This is a genomic window from Pantoea sp. PvP021 (assembly GCF_054056055.1).
Genome location: NZ_JBSRXX010000004.1, coordinates 140,597 through 157,185 on the forward strand (window position 1 = coordinate 140,597; position 16,589 = coordinate 157,185).

The window sequence follows — 16,589 nt, forward strand, 5'->3', positions numbered from 1 at the left end:
CCCCATACGGAGTTGTGCAGGACCCCATTAAGGATCCGGGCCAGGCCACGCACACCATGGTCTGGCAGCGCGCTAAAAAGCCTAAAATTCATAAAATACTAAAAAATTCTATAAAAATTAGTCCTGTGGACCGTGTGCATAACCCCTTCTTACGGGTAAGAACACACCGAGCGATAATATCAGTGGGGTAATGCAGCCGAAAGAAGGCTTTTCGGATGAGAGACGGCGTCAGGTAACATTGTAAAAAAAACAGCATGTTACTTGACGCCGTCTTAATGCGACAGAACCCCATCAGCCGCTGCCGGTTTTCATGCCTCATGATTATGTCTCCCGTAAAAAGGGTGCCGCAGCGCCCCGTCGAGGCCGCCTCCGTCAGAAGCTGACCTTCATGCCCAGCATGCCTTCCGTGTCGCTGTAGCCCTTTCCGCCCATCTGCTGCGCCACCGACAGGTTTACGCTCAGCGCCTCCGTCAGCCCCGGCCTTCAGCTCGCCCGCGTTGCGCGTGCCCGTCACGTGTGACTCCGTGCCGTTCATCCGCATGCCGTCGTTCTCCGTGATGTGCAGCCAGTTCGCCTCCACGAACGGCTCAAACTCCCGCGCCGTGCACTTGTCCTGCGCGCCCTTTCCGTTCATGTACGCCCGCAGGCCCAGCTTCGTCTGCACGCCGTCGCTGCAGGTTCCCTGCACGCGGGTGCCGTTGGCCTCGGTGTGGTCGTCCGCCTTCACGCCGCTCCAGATGACCTGGGCGTGCGGCTGCAGCCAGAAGCTGTTGTCCGTACCGCTCCGGCTCAGCCAGCTGATAAGCCGCCAGTTTTAGCCGGTCTCCGCCGAGGCGCCCAGGCCGTTGCGGGTGGTGCTGTGCTGGTTCGCGTAGCCGCCCATGACGCCCAGCGACAGGCGGCCGGCCGCGTCCGACTCCCGGGCGGCCACGTCCCCGCCGAGCTGAAGCACGTAGCGGTTCGCGCTGGTTTTATTCTGGCCGCCGGCGAGGCGGGCCGTGTTGCGTCCGCCTTCGTTGCGCATCCACAGGATGGTGGTGCCGGTTTCCCCGGTGACGGGGTCGGCGTAGCGGGTTTCGCCGCCGCGGTCGTGCAGGGAAAGGTTAAAGAGCGAGCGCGACGCCTGCAGGTTGGCCGCGTAGGCCCCGGTTTCCGGGCGCACCATGCGGACCGGATTAACCGGATTCACAGGGTCTACCGGGTCAACCGGCGTCAGGTAGCTGGTCAGGTACCAGTCCTTATCGTCAGTTTCTGTGGCATTGCCCTTCTGCAGCGTATAGTCGTAGGCCCCGGCGACCACGCGGCCGCCCACCTTCACCACCTGAATGCCGTCCAGGGAGACAACGCTCCCGGCGACGCCGGTGTAGTTACCGTCGACGGTCAGGGTGTTGCCGGCGGTGTGGGCGGTGGGATTAAGGACCAGGCTGCCGCTGTTAACAAGGTTCCCCGTCAGGGTGGCGGCGGCGTTATTCACGTCGCTCAGGGTCAGGGTGCCGGCGTTGCTGATGGCGTCGGCGCCGGTAGTGAGCACGTGCCAGTCGGCGTCCTTCCGCCAGACGAGGCGGGAGCCCTGTGCGATGCTGAGGTTATCCACATACGCGGACGCCACGGAGGCGGTGGTGAGGTCGCCGACGTTGTCCGCGTCGCCGATGGCCAGCGAGGCGCCGTGTCCGGCCTTGCCGTCCTTCACCCCGTTCCAGGAAAGGACGCCGTCCACCACGGAGCCATCGCCGGCGGCGATGTACTGCGTATTATCTCCCAGGGCCGCGTTACCGGTGATGGTGCCGTAGTTGACGAAGCCGTTGGTTATCGTGCCGATGTTACGCAGCGTGCCAATGGTGCCGTGGTTTATCCCCTCCGCGACCCCGCCCGACAGGTCCCCGGTGTTGTTGAGCCTGTCGATGGTGGCGCCCTCGTCGACGTACAGTCCGACCTGCCACCCCTGTGCCGTCGCCGGGAGCCAGTGTCAGAACGTTCATGTACGCCCCGTCGAGTAAGGTGGCGCCGATTTTTGCAGTGGCAATGTTTGAGAGGGTCGTCTCCACGGATGCGGCGTAATCACCCAGCATTACCAAGCCATAATCCCATAAGCCGGTCACGTTCGACGCATGTTCTTCGTGGTTATAGCTTTTATTGAACGTCCACTTCCCTGATAAGCCGATGGTGACGTTGTATCCTTTGCCATCGACGGGCGCGGTGTTTATACCGTTGCCTTGTACGACCATGATGTTTATGTGTTTTGCCGGGTCCTAGACGTCTGTTAGATTCTCCGGGTTATAGGAGTAGGGGAGTAGTCATACGAGGCCAACCATTGGGTTCTGTATTGGGGGGGTGTAATCAAGGTACAGTCCCATGGCGTCCGTCACCGTTGTCCCCTCGGGAAGGTCCATCGCGTCGAGAGCCATCGAAAGTTCATAATACGTGGTATACGCTACGTTATAATGTGGCAGGTCCATATTGATTCCCAGTCAGTCACTATTATTAGTCCGGGCGTCAGTCACCCTGGCACGCTGCCAGCATTCCTTCCGCCCACGTTGTCCACCGCGCATCGTACGCCCGCACCCGCTCAGAGGCCGCTTTAGCGGTCATGCCCTTGCGCCGGGCCTGCTCATAAAGCCGCGCGCGCCGTTCGCGATGGTTGTTCAGTGCCCGGGGCGCGATGGCGGCCCCTCGGCCCGAACCCGATACCCAGCCAGCCGAAGCCGTTCCATTCCGTCCGGTCTGCGTTTTGTCCGGGTGGCGCTCAAAGCCTCCGGCGTCGAAATAGTCCGCCAGCCGGACAATGCCCCGACGCAGCTGCCACCGCGTCCGCGTGAGCAGCACAAAGTCGCCCATGTAGCGTGCATAAAAATTGTCCTCCTGGTTCAGGCTGGCGAAGTCGCCGTCGATGTGGTGCAGCAGTGCAGCCCCGATGAGGGGGCGCAGGGCGCAGACGCGCGATATGCCGGTCACCGGCGTATGTATCTGAACGCCATTCTCCACGATGTAGTGCGCGTACTGCGCCATCAGGTCCCGGCACACCGGGTCAGCGACCCGGTTGTTTATCACGCTGGCCAGCGGTGCTTTCCGGATGTGTGCGTAAATGAGCGCCGTTTCCGTCCGTGACTAAGGCTGAGGCCGGCTGGTAGCAGGCCTGCTACTGGCTCTGGCGACAGCGGGAGAACGAACAGGGGCGACTTCGAGGCCGCAGCGCAAAGGAGTGAGGAACAAGCGACTGCGAACGGGGGAAATGGCGGGCTTTAACCTTTATCCTTGTGAGGTCAGTGCCCCGTTCAAGTGTCTGCCACGGAGAAAGAAGCCCCGCAGTGAACACCGCAATAGAGGGAGACACCATAAAGACCGGCTGGCCGGTCCCTTAGAGCCCCAACGGGGCGGTGAACTGAAACTCACCGGCTTCCGCGATGCGCTCAAAAACCAGATCGCTCAACCAAGTGAATACCAGGAACTGGGGTTCGAAGAGCGTCTGTCGTTACTGGCATCAGAAGAACTGACCTGTCGCGAAAACCGAAAGTCAGAGCGTCTGGTGAAACAGGCGAAGTTCAGACTCAGCGCCAAGTTAACAAAACTGGACTATCGCAGCAGCAGGGGCCCGGATAAGGCCCTCATCCGTTCGCTCGGTCAGGGAAACTGGCTGACTCTTAAACAAAACCTGCTGCTGACTGGCGCAACGGGCAGCGGCAAAACGTACCTGGCCTGTGCGCTCGGTCATAATGCCTGCCGACAGGGATACAAGGCCTACTAATACCGTCTTAAAGCACTGATGGATCTGTGCTACCAGGGACATGCAGACTGACGATACAGCAAACTGCCGACAAAACTGAATCACAGCGATCTGCTGCTTCTGGATGACTGGGGACTGGAGCCTCTGTCGTCAGAACAATGCAGCGATCTACTGGAAATAGTGGATCTCATGTACCAGCGAGTCTCAATCATCGTCGTAAGCCAGTTTCCGGTGGAAAGTTGGTACAAGATGATCAGGGACTCAACACATGCCGATGCCATCCTGGATCGACTGGTTCACGGGAGCGTCAAGATAGAACCGATCTCCATCAATGTTACTCATAGATCTCCTTAATGGTAATACGCATGTGCCATTCCGATCTATTTCACCGATCGATGCGGCGTGATTGATTGGCATTTCATTCCTTCGCAATCGCCTCCCACCAGAACTTTACCCTTCACATCTTTTTTTTTGCGACCAAGACGGAGTAAAAAACTATAAGTAATCATATTTAAGATAAAGATTCCGCTTTATTGCATACAGCAGTTAAATAAGAAGGTGGTACATCATGAAGTTCGCAGAAGATATGCATCAAAAAGGAAACTCAGGAGAAATACATCGAATAAATTAACAGTGGCATCTGTTGCAGGTTTGCTGGTCACCAGCTCCTTCGCGGCACTGGCAGGAACCCCATCGACCCTCATGACCGTCGACGGCGGCAAAATCAATTGGCGGCTGGATTATAACGAGTGCCGTCGACATTCCTCGTTGAATTACCAGACACCATCTGAATTTTCAGCGGGCTGAAGAAACAGAAAATCAGAAGGTGATAAAACCGAAATGACTCAATGATCGTTGTATCGAAGACTGGGGGTAGGTCAGTTACAGTTGACAAATAATATTGAAGCTCTTCGTATTTTGCGTTCATTGATTGCTCAGGTTTTAATTATTAAAAATTATCAGGTCATAATAATCATGAAGTTAAAAATATTTACCTGTGTAACTATCCCTCTGCCTGAATAAAAACTTCAGCCAGTATGCTGCAGAATATTATGTCATCTGAATGAGCATAACTGAGGCAGGCTTCGCTTGCAGGAACCCCGGCCCTGGCTTTTCAGAAGACAATTGTCAGGTTCATTCAGTAAGGTGCCTGTATTAAGATGCGCTTATGATGACAAACAGCAGACGAATGAAATCATAGATATGCAGCGAAAAGAGGCAGATTAGAGACTGCTTCAGTTATCAGGAGAAATAGCAGTTTTTAAGTTCCTCATAAAATTACAAATACCCAATAGCGAAGATAAATCTGTCAGTTTCCCTTAACGAAAGAAGAGCGTATTTATCATGAGTATTATTGCTACTTAAGAGAGCTCAGAATAGCGGGCTTTGCTCATTTGCAGTGAAGTACTGGAATTGAGAAGGACGCGACTTAAATACTTACAACCTCCTATAGGACGCAACAAGTGGTCAGAAACGGCCGCCGCAACATGGAGGTATACTCAGGCGGCAATATAACTACTGACATGAAAACATAGATTCTGTCGCCCGGATGCGTTAAGCATCGCACAGTGATAAGGATAATCTATTTTAACGTTATGTTAATAATAACATTTAAAAATCAATTGCTTAAAAATAACCGTTGTTACTGGGCCATGCTTAAACAGGTTGCAGTAGCCACATAGCTTGTTATCGGGATGGTCCTTACTTGCTTTAAAAACAAACAGATATACATCCTGGCATGCTCTCTCCTCATCATAGCTTATACATAAGCTATGATGAGGAGAGAGCATGCCAGTGGTGGTTACTGATAAAATCTGGCAACTATGTGATGCACTCCTATGTCACGGGCATCGTTATAAATTTATAAAAACTCATATTTAACATACGGTTACTGCCTTAACAAATTTAATAATTTTTAACATGGCTACCATGTTTCAGATTTAACACTGTCAATAGATATAAGCTGTAATGAGGGAATGTATTTGTTATAGCGGAGCACCAGTTATCATGCAACGAATTAATTACAAGGTTCAGGCTGTCACAGCCTACCAGTAACTATCTTAAACATAAGCTATAGTGAGCACCACATAAGCTATAGTGAGCGATCAGCATATTTTCACTTAAAAGCATAAACTGCAGAGAGTAAAACATAAGCTATGAAGAGTAAAACATAAACTATGAAGAGTAATTCTCGTGTTTATCTTGTGAAGAATTTAAATAAAAATCTTTTAAAACAGCAAGTTACGTTAATCACATAAACAGTAGTAAGCAAATCTATATCACAAGTTGATACCTACGGTTTACTCATTACAGCTTATATGATTACTTGTTTTTGAAAAGGGTCTCCAGATCCTCAAGCGTAACCCCAAGTTTTTCAAGGATTTTTAGCTTTTCACTAAGTTCTGGTTTGAGTCCGCCTTTGATGGGTTTAGCCGTTTCCGGGCTTTCTTCCACGTTTTTGATTATTTTCAACTTTGGGTTGCGATTATGCACAATGAACGACACATTTCGCCCTTTCTGAACCTCACTGTAATCCAGGTATCCAATCTCCTTAAGCTGCTCCAAAGCCCTTCTGACAGTTTGATTCTGTGAAAAAACGGGAGAGCGCAGGTTAAGCCTGTTACGCAAGCGGGCCAGAGAAATGGGTGCCGGATTTTTGGGTAAACTTTCAATATAAGTATAAAGCGCCTGTGCGGACTCACGACGCTTAAGAGCATTTATCGCTTTAAGCTGCAAAAGTACTTTATGATCAAACTCATAAAGCTCAAAAAGCTTAGGATCCGCCTGCAGAATGACAATATCCTTTTTAGTATCATAGAACGCAGATTGCACAAGGTGGGTAGTGTACTCTTTAGCCTCGTCACCCATATTTGATGTAAACGATATGGTTGTAGCTGCAATTCGTCTGAGAGAGGGACTGATACGTTCCCTGAGTTGCTTGGAAGAACGGCTTGAGGGTATGCCGCAAAGCTTTGCAAACTCCACGAATGATAGCTGTACCTTATCACCTACAATCTGCTCTTTGTGTTTCGCAAATGAGTGGATAATGCCTACCCAGGTCTTAAAATCGTTATCCATATCGAGTCGGGGACCTATAATTTCTACTTTGTTATAACCTTCGGCTTTTGCTAGAGATAAACGGGTAAGTTCTTCTGTAGCGTCAGTAGTAGAAAATGTATTTTTCTTGCTATTTTTCAGTGACTTAAGAGTTGGAACAAAAACCCCCAGCCTCATCAGAGCCACTGGCTGAACCGTATTATTGGCGTTGGGAGTAAGTGTAACCAGCTCACCAGACGTATTGTCTTTTTCCTGAAATAACTTACTAAAATCAATGGATTCGCTTTCCATCTAGACTCCCAGGGTGATTGGTAAAGATCGAAAACCGATCACAAGATCGTTGCTGTGAATTACTCAAACATGAATTTTTGCACCTGACGGTAATGCCATGATGCAACAGGAGAATAGTTATCCACAGAAGCCTCGTTTAAGATTATGCCGCACTGACTATAGCTTATATTTATCGCTCTTTACAGCTTATATTTGACGTTGTATAGCTTATTGTGATCTAACTATAGTTTATGTTCTACTAATTATAGCTTATGTGATCACCCTCTGAGCCCAGAGCTGGCGCAGCCTGAAGAGATCGGGGATCTCTTTTGGATCTTAAATGGATCTTATAAGGATCTATTTATTGGGATCTAAGCTGTGGATAAGTATGGTTTGAGACCAAAATCACAAGTACATCCAACGCGTCAGATAAAACACTAGCGATGTGGCGAGGTGCACATCATTAGATGTATTCTATTGGTGGTTTTCAAAGCATTTTCCAAGCCTGTAATATGCGTTTTAGTTTTGAAAAGTGATAATTCTGATTGATAGACTGCTGACTCTGCTTATCGAATGATCTGACGAAACTCATATATGTATAGAACAGCACTCAGACACAACATTTATCTGGCCTGCGGTAATAAAAGGTAGACACCAGCATGCGGGCACGAAGGACCTGCTTGCTTAGTAGGTTTCAGGTCTTTGAAACCGGATTTACCTGTCGATTGAAACCAGATCCGTAGACGTCACTCCGTGTTACGCGCTTGACATGCTCCAAATCGATTAACACGCCGCAATATGAGTCATGTCTTCATAAGTCGCATAAGTACGTTCTCATGAAAAAAGGATTTTACGACAACAGATCATCAGCATCTTACGCAAGATCCGTGCCGTCATCACGGCACGGGAGCTCTGACGCAGGCATGCTAATTAAACCCCTGCCTTTTATACATATCACAGGACGTCTGAATTCATGGAAATCCCCAAAGTGAAGCAGCCAAGGTCACCTGAAGCGGAGAACGCCCGTCTCAGAAGCCGCCTGCTGAAACCATACTTAATTAAAAGACGGTTCAGGTGTCTCCGGGCCTGAAGATCTGACAACTGGTCACAAACCGCATCGTGGAAGTCGTGTATGAGTCAATTGGCCTGTCGTACGACGGGCCTGCATGCAGGCAGAGCTGCCCCTCTCAGCATGCCACGTCCTGCTGCTCATGCGCACCTGTCTCTGCGCATCACTCAGCAGGTTCCTGAAAGCCGCCGCTTTGATTATCGGCGTATCTGGCAGCTTATGCGGCGTAAGAGCCTATACGTTCTTCACAAAAGGTTTTAAGGCATCTGTCACCTTAGCAGTCTGAGCATAAGCGCAGGCCACGTCGCTAAGGGCTAAACCGAGCGGCTTCCGCTTCTGCGTCAGGATGCACCAAATCTGACCCGGCCGGTAAATTTTGTCGTTTATGAACACGGCAGCGGTCGCGGAATAAGTACCTTATCTGTGGTGATAATTTCATGAAGGAGTTAGTGAAGTTCGCCACTGCATCCGGTTATTGCAGGCGTTCAGGTGACACGCATTCCGGACTGCCCTGGCTGTCTGAGTACTATCATGCATGCGGCGATGGTAGCCGATAAGGGACCGGAATTTACCTGCAGCGCGCTGAGTGAGTGAGCATTTAAGCATGATGTCAGGCCAGGCTTAATCAAGCCGGCGAAGCCAGCGCAGAACGGATTTACTGAGAGCTTTAATGGCCGCTTTCTTGATAAATACCTGAATGAGCACTGGTCCATTAATATTGTCGACATCAGGAAAATTATTCATGACAGTCGGTAGGACTGTAGCCAGTGCAGTCCACATTCGTCGCTGAACCACAGTACACCATCTGAATGTGCAGCGGGCTGAAGAAACAGAAAATCAAAAGATCAACAAGCCGACATGACTGAGTGGTCTGGTATCTGATACCGCGGGGCAGGGCAGCTGAAAAGCAAACCCGTTGTGCAGATTTGTAAACACTTTATCCTCCGGAACAGTTAATACTCCGGATGTGTAATACTAAGCTGCGGCTTGATTGTAAACACTCTGTTATGCTTGTAGTTACTATAGAGGATGCAGGCAGCTAAAAATGTCATATGAAAAAGATGAATGCATGAGATAAGATGACAACTGCACAATTGTTGTAGCAGCAGAAGTAATCAGCGCTAAGTGCCTATACAAACTGGTCAGCCTGAAATTACTAAAAAGAGCCGGGTAAACTTCTGAAAAGTATGCAGACCGTGCCAGAGATTAGATCAGGCGGTTAATTGAAAAGGTAACTTTCATTACTGATTTATATAAAAAGTATGGCAGACAGATAAAAATAATAAAGCTGTGAAGCTGGCATAATCCGTGCCATCGACAATGCATGTTATTTTTAAATTAGGATCATTATCACTCAGGTAGGTAATAGATACATAATGGTCTGGATGATAAGAATGAGTTCACCTATCCATCAGAGATAATTCAGAAAAAAAACCTCAGAAAGCATAAAGGGGGCTTTATGATTTCTGAGGCAATGCAAAGCATTTAAGTTACAGGGTCAATCTGCTTCAAAATAAGCTTAGTATGTCTTCGTCAGAAAAAAAGGAAAAAAGTTAATAATTAATTATTTAACTAAGTTAAAAACACTCGATGACAAGATTTATATGTTCATTTACGGTCATGATTTCTATTTATAAAAATTGCACAAAAATTATTATTCATCAATAGATTAATTATCATAAATCGTTGGTTTTCCGGGTTAATCTTGCATAGTGCCAGAGAAACCGACCATTATGTCTGGGGGGGTATCTTAATTAAATTTCAGAAATTCAAAGACGCTAAAAAACGTGAAGCGTGAAGTTTGAATTTTTCAGTTGAAGTGATTATAACCTGGCATTCCTGTCAACAACATTGTGAAACCGTTACATAACCATTTTTAGTTTAAAAAGGATACTGTCGCGCATGATTTAAAAATATTTAGCCTGAGAGCGGTGAGGGGTTTAAATGCACCAATTTAGGAAAATATTTTGACTGAAACCCTATATCTTTCATTTAAATTATCATTGATAAAATATAGGCCTAAAACTAATCATTTTTCCGAATTATGAATCTGATTATTTTAAGAAATACATGATATGCGACATCTAAAAAAAGCGGTGATACTATCAGGTTTTGCAATCCGTTAAAATCTTTCCTGATTTATGCTACTGCAATGAAACTAATAAGGGGAGAGCCATGAGTGATAAATACATATATGCAAAAAATTTTATTGCCTTGAATTCGCAGGAGATGTTTAATACTTTTTTCCCGCAAGTGACCCCCCCAGTGCTGGTATGTTCACTTGCTGGTGCTGCACTTTACGTATTATCCAAAAACAACTATATTTTTTGGAAACAGAGCTTATTTGCCATCATATCTTTTTTAGGAGGAGTGTATAGCGCGGGGATATCATCAGAAATCTTGACTGGGGTTATTAATTCAGTATTGCAAAAAATAGATCCAGGTATTAGCATCGCTGTTCCACCGGCACTCGGAGCACTATTTGCATCGGCAATCTGTGTCAGTACACTTCTTAAAGTAATGTCTCACGTAAAAAATAAACCTTCATATTTTCAGGAGAATGATTGGAAATGAGCCTAGAGAATATCTCAATTTATCTGAACGCGACTATATGTCTTTTGATATGCTGGCGGCTTATGTTTTTTCAGAAAACCGGACGCTACAGTTTTAGAATATCATTTTTGGCATATTGTCTTATCCTTGCATCGGGTTGGACCGCATTCAGATTGCTATGGGGACGTTATCTGAATGTTGATCCAGCAGAAATAGCACTTAACCTGTTTGTCTGCTTTTCAATACTGAAAGCAAGAGGGAACCTGGCAAAAGTTGCTCAAAAAAGATATCACCGGACTTGTACCTGGAAAAAAAATTAATTTCACGGGTGTCTTAATTCAGCTTTGAGAAAAATGGCCGGAAGCGTTCTGGTAATAAGTGCCAGTTGTATATAATTAATTTTGAAATTAATACGGCATCACTGATACGTAGCTGTATGGTTAGCGTTGCAGGCATCCGGCCAATTTCAATTTCTTGTACTATCCATCCATATATATATATTTCCTGCGAAACATTCCTGTCATCAGGCTTACATTTTATCTTTTTTATTAATTTCATTATGATGTGCATCAGGCTTATATAGTAGTCATTGTTGATCTCATTTTTATTGCTTTTTGTGGGTGTGTCACCAGTTTCCGGAAGTTATCAAGGCTGACTTCCTATACGTTTTAACCAAATTTCTTTGTTATCCATCATGAATGGTAGCCGTCCATTTGCGTTAATTCAGATCAGACTTCCCAACCTCCATTAGCTGTAACGGCTTGCAATCGAAATCCCTCCGACTCACAGTCAGCACAAATTTCTGCTCACATTACTTGCTAATAAAAAATGCACCGGCTCAAATTAAGTGACAAAGGCTCGCATCTATCCTGCCCGGCCCGCAATCCATTCCGCCGGGCTCACAATAACTGCAAATGAAATTTATATGCATACGGTCTTTCTCTATCCCGCATTGAAAGTACCCAGCCACGCGAAACCATCCTGATTGTTGTATGATTTTCTTTGCAGCCTGACTGGCTGCATCACAAAAACAGGAGAACGCTATGAACATATCGTTGTTCACAATGACCCCGACGATCACGGTCCTCGACAACCGCGGCCTTACCGTTCGCACCCTGCAGTACCACCGCCATCCGGATACACCGGACATCACTGTTGAGCGCATCACCTACCACCAGTTCGACCCCCGCGGTTTTCTGACTCAGAGCACCGACCCACGCCTGCATGATGCCGGGCTGGTGAACTTCATGTACCTCAACGACCTGCCTGGCAGGGTTCTGCGCACGCAGGGAGTCGATAACGGGACCACCGTCACTCTGAACGATGCCGCAGAACGACCATTTATCGCGGTCAGCAATAATATTTGCACCGCTGATGACGGTACGGAAGACAGAAGCCAGGCGGTAACCCGCGCCTGGCAGTATGAGGATGCAGAACTGCCGGAACGTCCGGTGAGCATTACGGAGCAGATCGTCGGTGAAACCGCTCGCATCACAGAGCGTTTCGTATACGCAGGCAACGGTGATGTGGAGAAAGGCCTGAATCTGTCCGGTGTGTGCGTCAGTCATTACGACACGGCAGGCCTGATGCAGACCGACAGTATTGCTCTTGCCGGCGCACTGCTCTCGGTCACCCGTCGCCTGCTGAAGGATGCGGATAATCCTGACGCCGTAGCCGACTGGCAGGAAGAAGATGTATCGCTATGGAATGACCTGCTGGGCGCTGAGACATTTACCACCTTGACCACCGCTGACGCCACCGGGGCGGTAGTGACCACCACGGATGCGAAAGGCAACCAGCAGCGCGTGGCGTACGACGTGGCGGGCCTGCTGTCGGGCAGTTGGCTGACCATGAAGGGCGGCACGGAGCGAGTTATCGTGAAGTCGCTGACTTGGTCCACCGCCGGGCAAAAGCTTCGCGAGGAGCACGGTAACGGCGTAGTGACGACTTACATATACGAGCCTGAAACACAACGTCTGAGCAGCATTAAAACGGAGCGCCTGGCCGGGCATGCCACAGGTGCAAAGGTGCTGCAGGACCTGCGCTATAAGTATGACCCGGTGGGCAACGTCTCGAAAGTCAGCAACGACTCTGAAGAGACCCGCTTCTGGCACAAGCAGAAAGTGGTACCGGAGAACACGTACATATACGACAGCCTGTATCAGCTGGTTATTGCCACCGGGCGCGAGATGGCGAATATCGGTCAGCAGGGCAGCCATTTACCAAAAACCACAGCACCCCTTCCCACTGACAGCACCGCGTACACGAACTACACCCGCACTTATACCTATGATACCGCTGGCAATCTGATGCAGGTCCGCCATACCCCGGCCACTGGCAGCGGATACACAATCAGAATCACTGTCAGCAACTGCAGCAACAGGGGTGTGCTGAGCACCCTGACGGAAAATCCGGCAGAGGTGGACGCACTGTTCACGGCAGGCGGGCAGCAGACGCAGTTGCAGCGAGGGCAGAACCTGGTCTGGACGCCGCGTAATGAGCTGCTGCAGGTGACCCCGGTTGTGCGTGATGGCGATGTGTCCGACCATGAAAGCCACCGGTATGACAGCAGCAGCCAGCGCGTACTGAAGATGAGCATGCAGAAGACAAACAACAGCGTGCAAGCGCAGCAGGTGCTGTACCTGCCGGGTCTGGAGCTGCGGAACACAACAAACGGCGATACGCAAACGGAGAGCCTGCAGTCCATTAGTATTGGGGAGGCAGGACAGGCTCAAGTGCGGGTGCTGCACTGGACATCAGGCAGGCCGGACGGCATCAGCAATGACCAGCTACGTTACAGCTACGACAACCTGACCGGTAGCAGCGGGCTGGAGGTGGACGGTGAGGGAAATATCATCAGCACAGAGGAATACTATCCGTACGGGGGCACGGCGGTGTGGACAGCCCGCAGCGCGGTGGAGGCGAACTACAAAATCATCCGTTACTCGGGCAAGGAGCGTGATGCGACGGGACTGTACTACTACGGCTACCGGTACTACCAACCGTGGGTGGGACGCTGGCTGAGTGCGGACCCGGCGGGGACGGTAGATGGACTTAATCTATTTCAGATGGTGAAAGGGAATCCGGGATCTTATATTGATGATAATGGCTTGATGTTCAAAAGATTAAATTCAATTAGAGTCGGCAGAAGAGAGCGCAATTCCCCAAACGATATATCCACTGTTAATGGTGCTGTTGGCGCATCTGAATCAGACAGTCAGTCCCGGTTGAAAGTTCCTGATTCTAAAAACGAACTAATTATTAACATTATTGATCGTCTGGTGGGAATTGTTGAAACAGGGAGAGGTGGAATGCGCACGTTACAAGGAGAACAGTTTAACGAAACGATGACTAAATTAGCTTCTTTTTATATTGACTTACAGCCTGAAGGCGCTCTTTCCGGTGGAAACAATATCATGCATAAATCAAAAGGTTTCAGGCGACCACCTAAAGATTTAGTTAATCAGAAAAATGAGAGAGGGAATTTATATGATTTTTTGACTCCTTACCTTACCAGAGATTTAGATTCTGAAAATTTTTGCCTCCAAAATGTAACTTCAGACTTACATAAATGGACTGAACATATTATCGATAAACAACAGAAGCGTCTTCCGACAGGAAAATCAGCAGAGTTACTTATGAGGATGAATAACGCTGCAGACCCGGAAATTACTCGAGCAGAGTTCACAAAAAATCCTACGTCACGGCCTCCTGAGGATCAAGAGGAGGCGGTACAGTTTATATATTATATGGCTGGTCAATTTGAAAGTGAAAGTGAATGGAACGATTTTGCCCGCGACATGTACGCGGATGAATATCCTCTGCTAAAAAAAGTAACTTATGAAAGAGCTAAGAGAGTTTTCAATAAAAACAAGGCGTCTTTGGTATATACGAGTTGATTCAGGCACCATCATTTTTCATTGCTCTCATGGGGTATGAGTAATTAGATAATAATGTCTACTTAAAGTAGTCCCAAAACAATCAATCCGGTGAGACAGTTTTTCTGTCTCATTTGGTTTTTTTGTCTCATCATGGTGTTACGTTTTCATTATCAGGAGTTAAACGAAACAGTTTTTATCATTATGGCACTTTACGGTTATACGCGCGTTTCAACCAGTGACCAGGGTCTTACCCTGCAGACACAAATTCTCCGCGCTGCCGTGTGTGAAATCATTCGTGCAGAAAAAGCCAGCGGAAGCAGCCGGACCGGAAGGAGCGAGTTGCAGTTGTTGCTGGATTTCATGCGCGCCGGTGATACGTTGATGGTGACCCGCGTGGATCGCCCTGGCCCGCAGCATTAAGGACCTGCAGGATATCGTGTATACCCTGAATCAGCAGGGTGTAATGCTCAGGGTAACAGAACAGTCTGTGGACACGCGCCCGGCGGCAGGTAAAACCTTCCTCGATATGCCGGGCGTTTTCGCTGAATTTGAAACCAACCTTCGCCGGGAGCGCCAGATGGAAGGGATTCCCACGACGGCGAGGTGCTTACCATCGACACTGCCTTCATCGCCATGTTCTGCTACCTGTTTTGTTAATAGCTATAACAATTTTCTGCAGCACAGCAGGGTTTTTATAATTCCATCACCCCTCTGGCTTTACGACCTGAGACCCGCGACGGACAGTGGTTGTGCTTCAGTTATTAACGGTTATGCGATGACGTTGCATGTCCTTAAATACTAAAAATAACCCGTACTCCTACCTGCGGGAGTGGCTGGTGCTTTCACCATCAATACAGACGCTTTTTTGCCTGTGATAACATGCGACGGTTAATTTCCAGAGCCGGAACCGATGAAGAAGAAAAACCGCACACCAACTTCTCACGATGCTACTTTCCGGCAGTTTCTGACACATCCGGACGTCGCCCGTGATTTCATGGAACTCCATCTGCCCGCAGAACTGCGTGCTATATGTGACCTCAGTACGCTGAAGCTGGAATCCGGTTCGTTCGTTGAGGATGACCTCCGGCAATATTTCAGCGACGTACTCTACAGCCTGAAGACCACAGCAGGTGATGGATACATACATGTTCTGGTCGAACATCTGTCCACCCCTGACAGTCATATGGCGTTCAGGCTCATGCGGTACGCTGTTGCGGCTATGCAGCGGCACCTTGAAGCTGGCCATAAACAGCTGCCACTGGTGATACCGATGTTGTTCTATACCGGCAGGCGCAGTCCCTATCCCTGCTCAACGCGTTGGCTCGATGAGTTCGATGACCCGGCGCTGGCTGAAAACCTCTATTGCAGTGCCTTTCCCCTGGTGGATGTCACGGTCATTCCGGATGATGAAATCGCGGACCATCGCAGCATGGCCGCTCTGACCCTGTTGCAGAAGCATATTCGTCAGCGGGACCTGGCTGAACTGGTGGACAGGCTCGCCCCCATTCTGCTGGCCGGATATCTTTCTTCATCACAAGTGATATCGCTGGTACACTATATTTTACAGGCAGGCGAAACGTCAGACGCCAAAGCCTTTGTTCGCGAACTGGCACAGCGTGTGCCGCAATACGGAGACGCACTCATGACCATCGCACAGCAGCTTGAGCAAAAGGGCATTGAGAAGGGTATTGAGAAAGGTATCGAGCAAGGTATTCAGCTGGGTGAACAGCGCGGCATTGAAAAAGGCAGAAATGAAGGCAAACTCGAAGTTGCGCGTACCATGCTGCAGAACGGTATCGATCGCAGTACCATCATGAAAATGACCGGCCTGACGGAAAACGATCTGACACAAATCCGCCACTAACTGATGCCATAGTTTTTCTGGCCGTGCTGCTGAGCCGTCATGCTCACCACCCTGTCGTCGCCCAGCAGCGACATTCGGTGACACCCAGGTCATTCTGCACCTTTAGTAATATCCTGGGCCTCAGCCACGTTTAATCGGGAATGAGGCCGCCATAATGCCTTTATCAGCAGTCTT

General features: G+C 48.8%; 8 protein-coding genes and 4 pseudogenes. 8 read left to right on the forward strand and 4 right to left on the reverse strand.

Annotated elements, in window-relative coordinates; translation table 11 throughout:
• Positions 1 to 88 precede the first annotated feature (88 nt).
• The 3 genes from ACVKSX_RS13785 to ACVKSX_RS13795 form a co-directional block, all read right to left on the reverse strand.
• The gene (locus ACVKSX_RS13785) at positions 89 to 727 is read right to left on the reverse strand and encodes an autotransporter outer membrane beta-barrel domain-containing protein (protein WP_242459355.1); all 639 of its coding nucleotides are present in this window, start codon (positions 725 to 727) and stop codon (positions 89 to 91) included.
• Positions 728 to 814: 87 nt separating this feature from the next.
• Positions 815 to 1,720, reverse strand: a complete 906-nt coding sequence (locus ACVKSX_RS13790) for an autotransporter outer membrane beta-barrel domain-containing protein (protein ID WP_163762590.1) — start codon at positions 1,718 to 1,720, stop codon at positions 815 to 817.
• A gap of 773 nt (positions 1,721 to 2,493) precedes the next feature.
• The gene (locus ACVKSX_RS13795; protein ID WP_163762591.1) at positions 2,494 to 3,006 is read right to left on the reverse strand and encodes a hypothetical protein; all 513 of its coding nucleotides are present in this window, start codon (positions 3,004 to 3,006) and stop codon (positions 2,494 to 2,496) included.
• Positions 3,007 to 3,229: 223 nt separating this feature from the next.
• Between ACVKSX_RS13795 and istB the strand changes: the two are divergent.
• Together istB and ACVKSX_RS13805 are read left to right on the forward strand one after the other, a co-directional pair.
• Positions 3,230 to 4,075: pseudogene (gene istB / locus ACVKSX_RS13800) on the forward strand (IS21-like element helper ATPase IstB).
• A gap of 372 nt (positions 4,076 to 4,447) precedes the next feature.
• Positions 4,448 to 4,528, forward strand: a pseudogene (locus tag ACVKSX_RS13805) (integrase core domain-containing protein); the annotation flags it as partial.
• Between the two features lie 1,515 nt (positions 4,529 to 6,043).
• Here ACVKSX_RS13805 and ACVKSX_RS13810 read toward each other — a convergent pair.
• Positions 6,044 to 7,069 (reverse strand): RepB family plasmid replication initiator protein, encoded by a 1,026-nt coding sequence (locus ACVKSX_RS13810; RefSeq protein ID WP_132499775.1) that lies wholly within the window; start codon positions 7,067 to 7,069, stop codon positions 6,044 to 6,046.
• An 826-nt stretch (positions 7,070 to 7,895) separates the two neighbouring features.
• On the opposite strand from ACVKSX_RS13810, the pseudogene ACVKSX_RS13815 reads away from it, so the two are divergent.
• The 6 genes and pseudogenes from ACVKSX_RS13815 (at position 7,896) to ACVKSX_RS13840 (ending at position 16,415) form a co-directional block, all read left to right on the forward strand.
• A pseudogene (locus tag ACVKSX_RS13815) lies at positions 7,896 to 8,942 on the forward strand (integrase core domain-containing protein).
• A gap of 1,350 nt (positions 8,943 to 10,292) precedes the next feature.
• Positions 10,293 to 10,691 (forward strand): putative holin, encoded by a 399-nt coding sequence (locus ACVKSX_RS13820; RefSeq protein ID WP_132499776.1) that lies wholly within the window; start codon positions 10,293 to 10,295, stop codon positions 10,689 to 10,691.
• The gene (locus ACVKSX_RS13825) at positions 10,688 to 10,990 is read left to right on the forward strand and encodes a phage holin family protein (RefSeq protein ID WP_132499777.1); all 303 of its coding nucleotides are present in this window, start codon (positions 10,688 to 10,690) and stop codon (positions 10,988 to 10,990) included. The genes ACVKSX_RS13820 and ACVKSX_RS13825 overlap by 4 nt, the downstream gene beginning before the upstream one ends.
• A gap of 723 nt (positions 10,991 to 11,713) precedes the next feature.
• The gene (locus ACVKSX_RS13830; protein ID WP_163762592.1) at positions 11,714 to 14,569 is read left to right on the forward strand and encodes an RHS repeat domain-containing protein; all 2,856 of its coding nucleotides are present in this window, start codon (positions 11,714 to 11,716) and stop codon (positions 14,567 to 14,569) included.
• A 183-nt stretch (positions 14,570 to 14,752) separates the two neighbouring features.
• Positions 14,753 to 15,140 (forward strand): annotated as a pseudogene (locus ACVKSX_RS13835) (recombinase family protein); the annotation flags it as partial.
• 321 nt (positions 15,141 to 15,461) lie between these two features.
• Entirely contained in the window at positions 15,462 to 16,415 is a 954-nt protein-coding gene (locus ACVKSX_RS13840) for an Rpn family recombination-promoting nuclease/putative transposase (protein ID WP_163762593.1), read from the forward strand.
• Positions 16,416 to 16,589: the final 174 nt, after the last annotated feature.

Coding starts and splice junctions, on each gene's coding strand:
- ACVKSX_RS13795 (WP_163762591.1), bottom strand. CDS start 3,006: ATGGCGCAGTACGCGCACTACATCGTGGAGAATGGCGTTCAGATACAT.
- ACVKSX_RS13810 (WP_132499775.1), bottom strand. CDS start 7,069: ATGGAAAGCGAATCCATTGATTTTAGTAAGTTATTTCAGGAAAAAGAC.
- ACVKSX_RS13820 (WP_132499776.1), top strand. CDS start 10,293: ATGAGTGATAAATACATATATGCAAAAAATTTTATTGCCTTGAATTCG.
- ACVKSX_RS13825 (WP_132499777.1), top strand. CDS start 10,688: ATGAGCCTAGAGAATATCTCAATTTATCTGAACGCGACTATATGTCTT.
- ACVKSX_RS13830 (WP_163762592.1), top strand. CDS start 11,714: ATGAACATATCGTTGTTCACAATGACCCCGACGATCACGGTCCTCGAC.
- ACVKSX_RS13840 (WP_163762593.1), top strand. CDS start 15,462: ATGAAGAAGAAAAACCGCACACCAACTTCTCACGATGCTACTTTCCGG.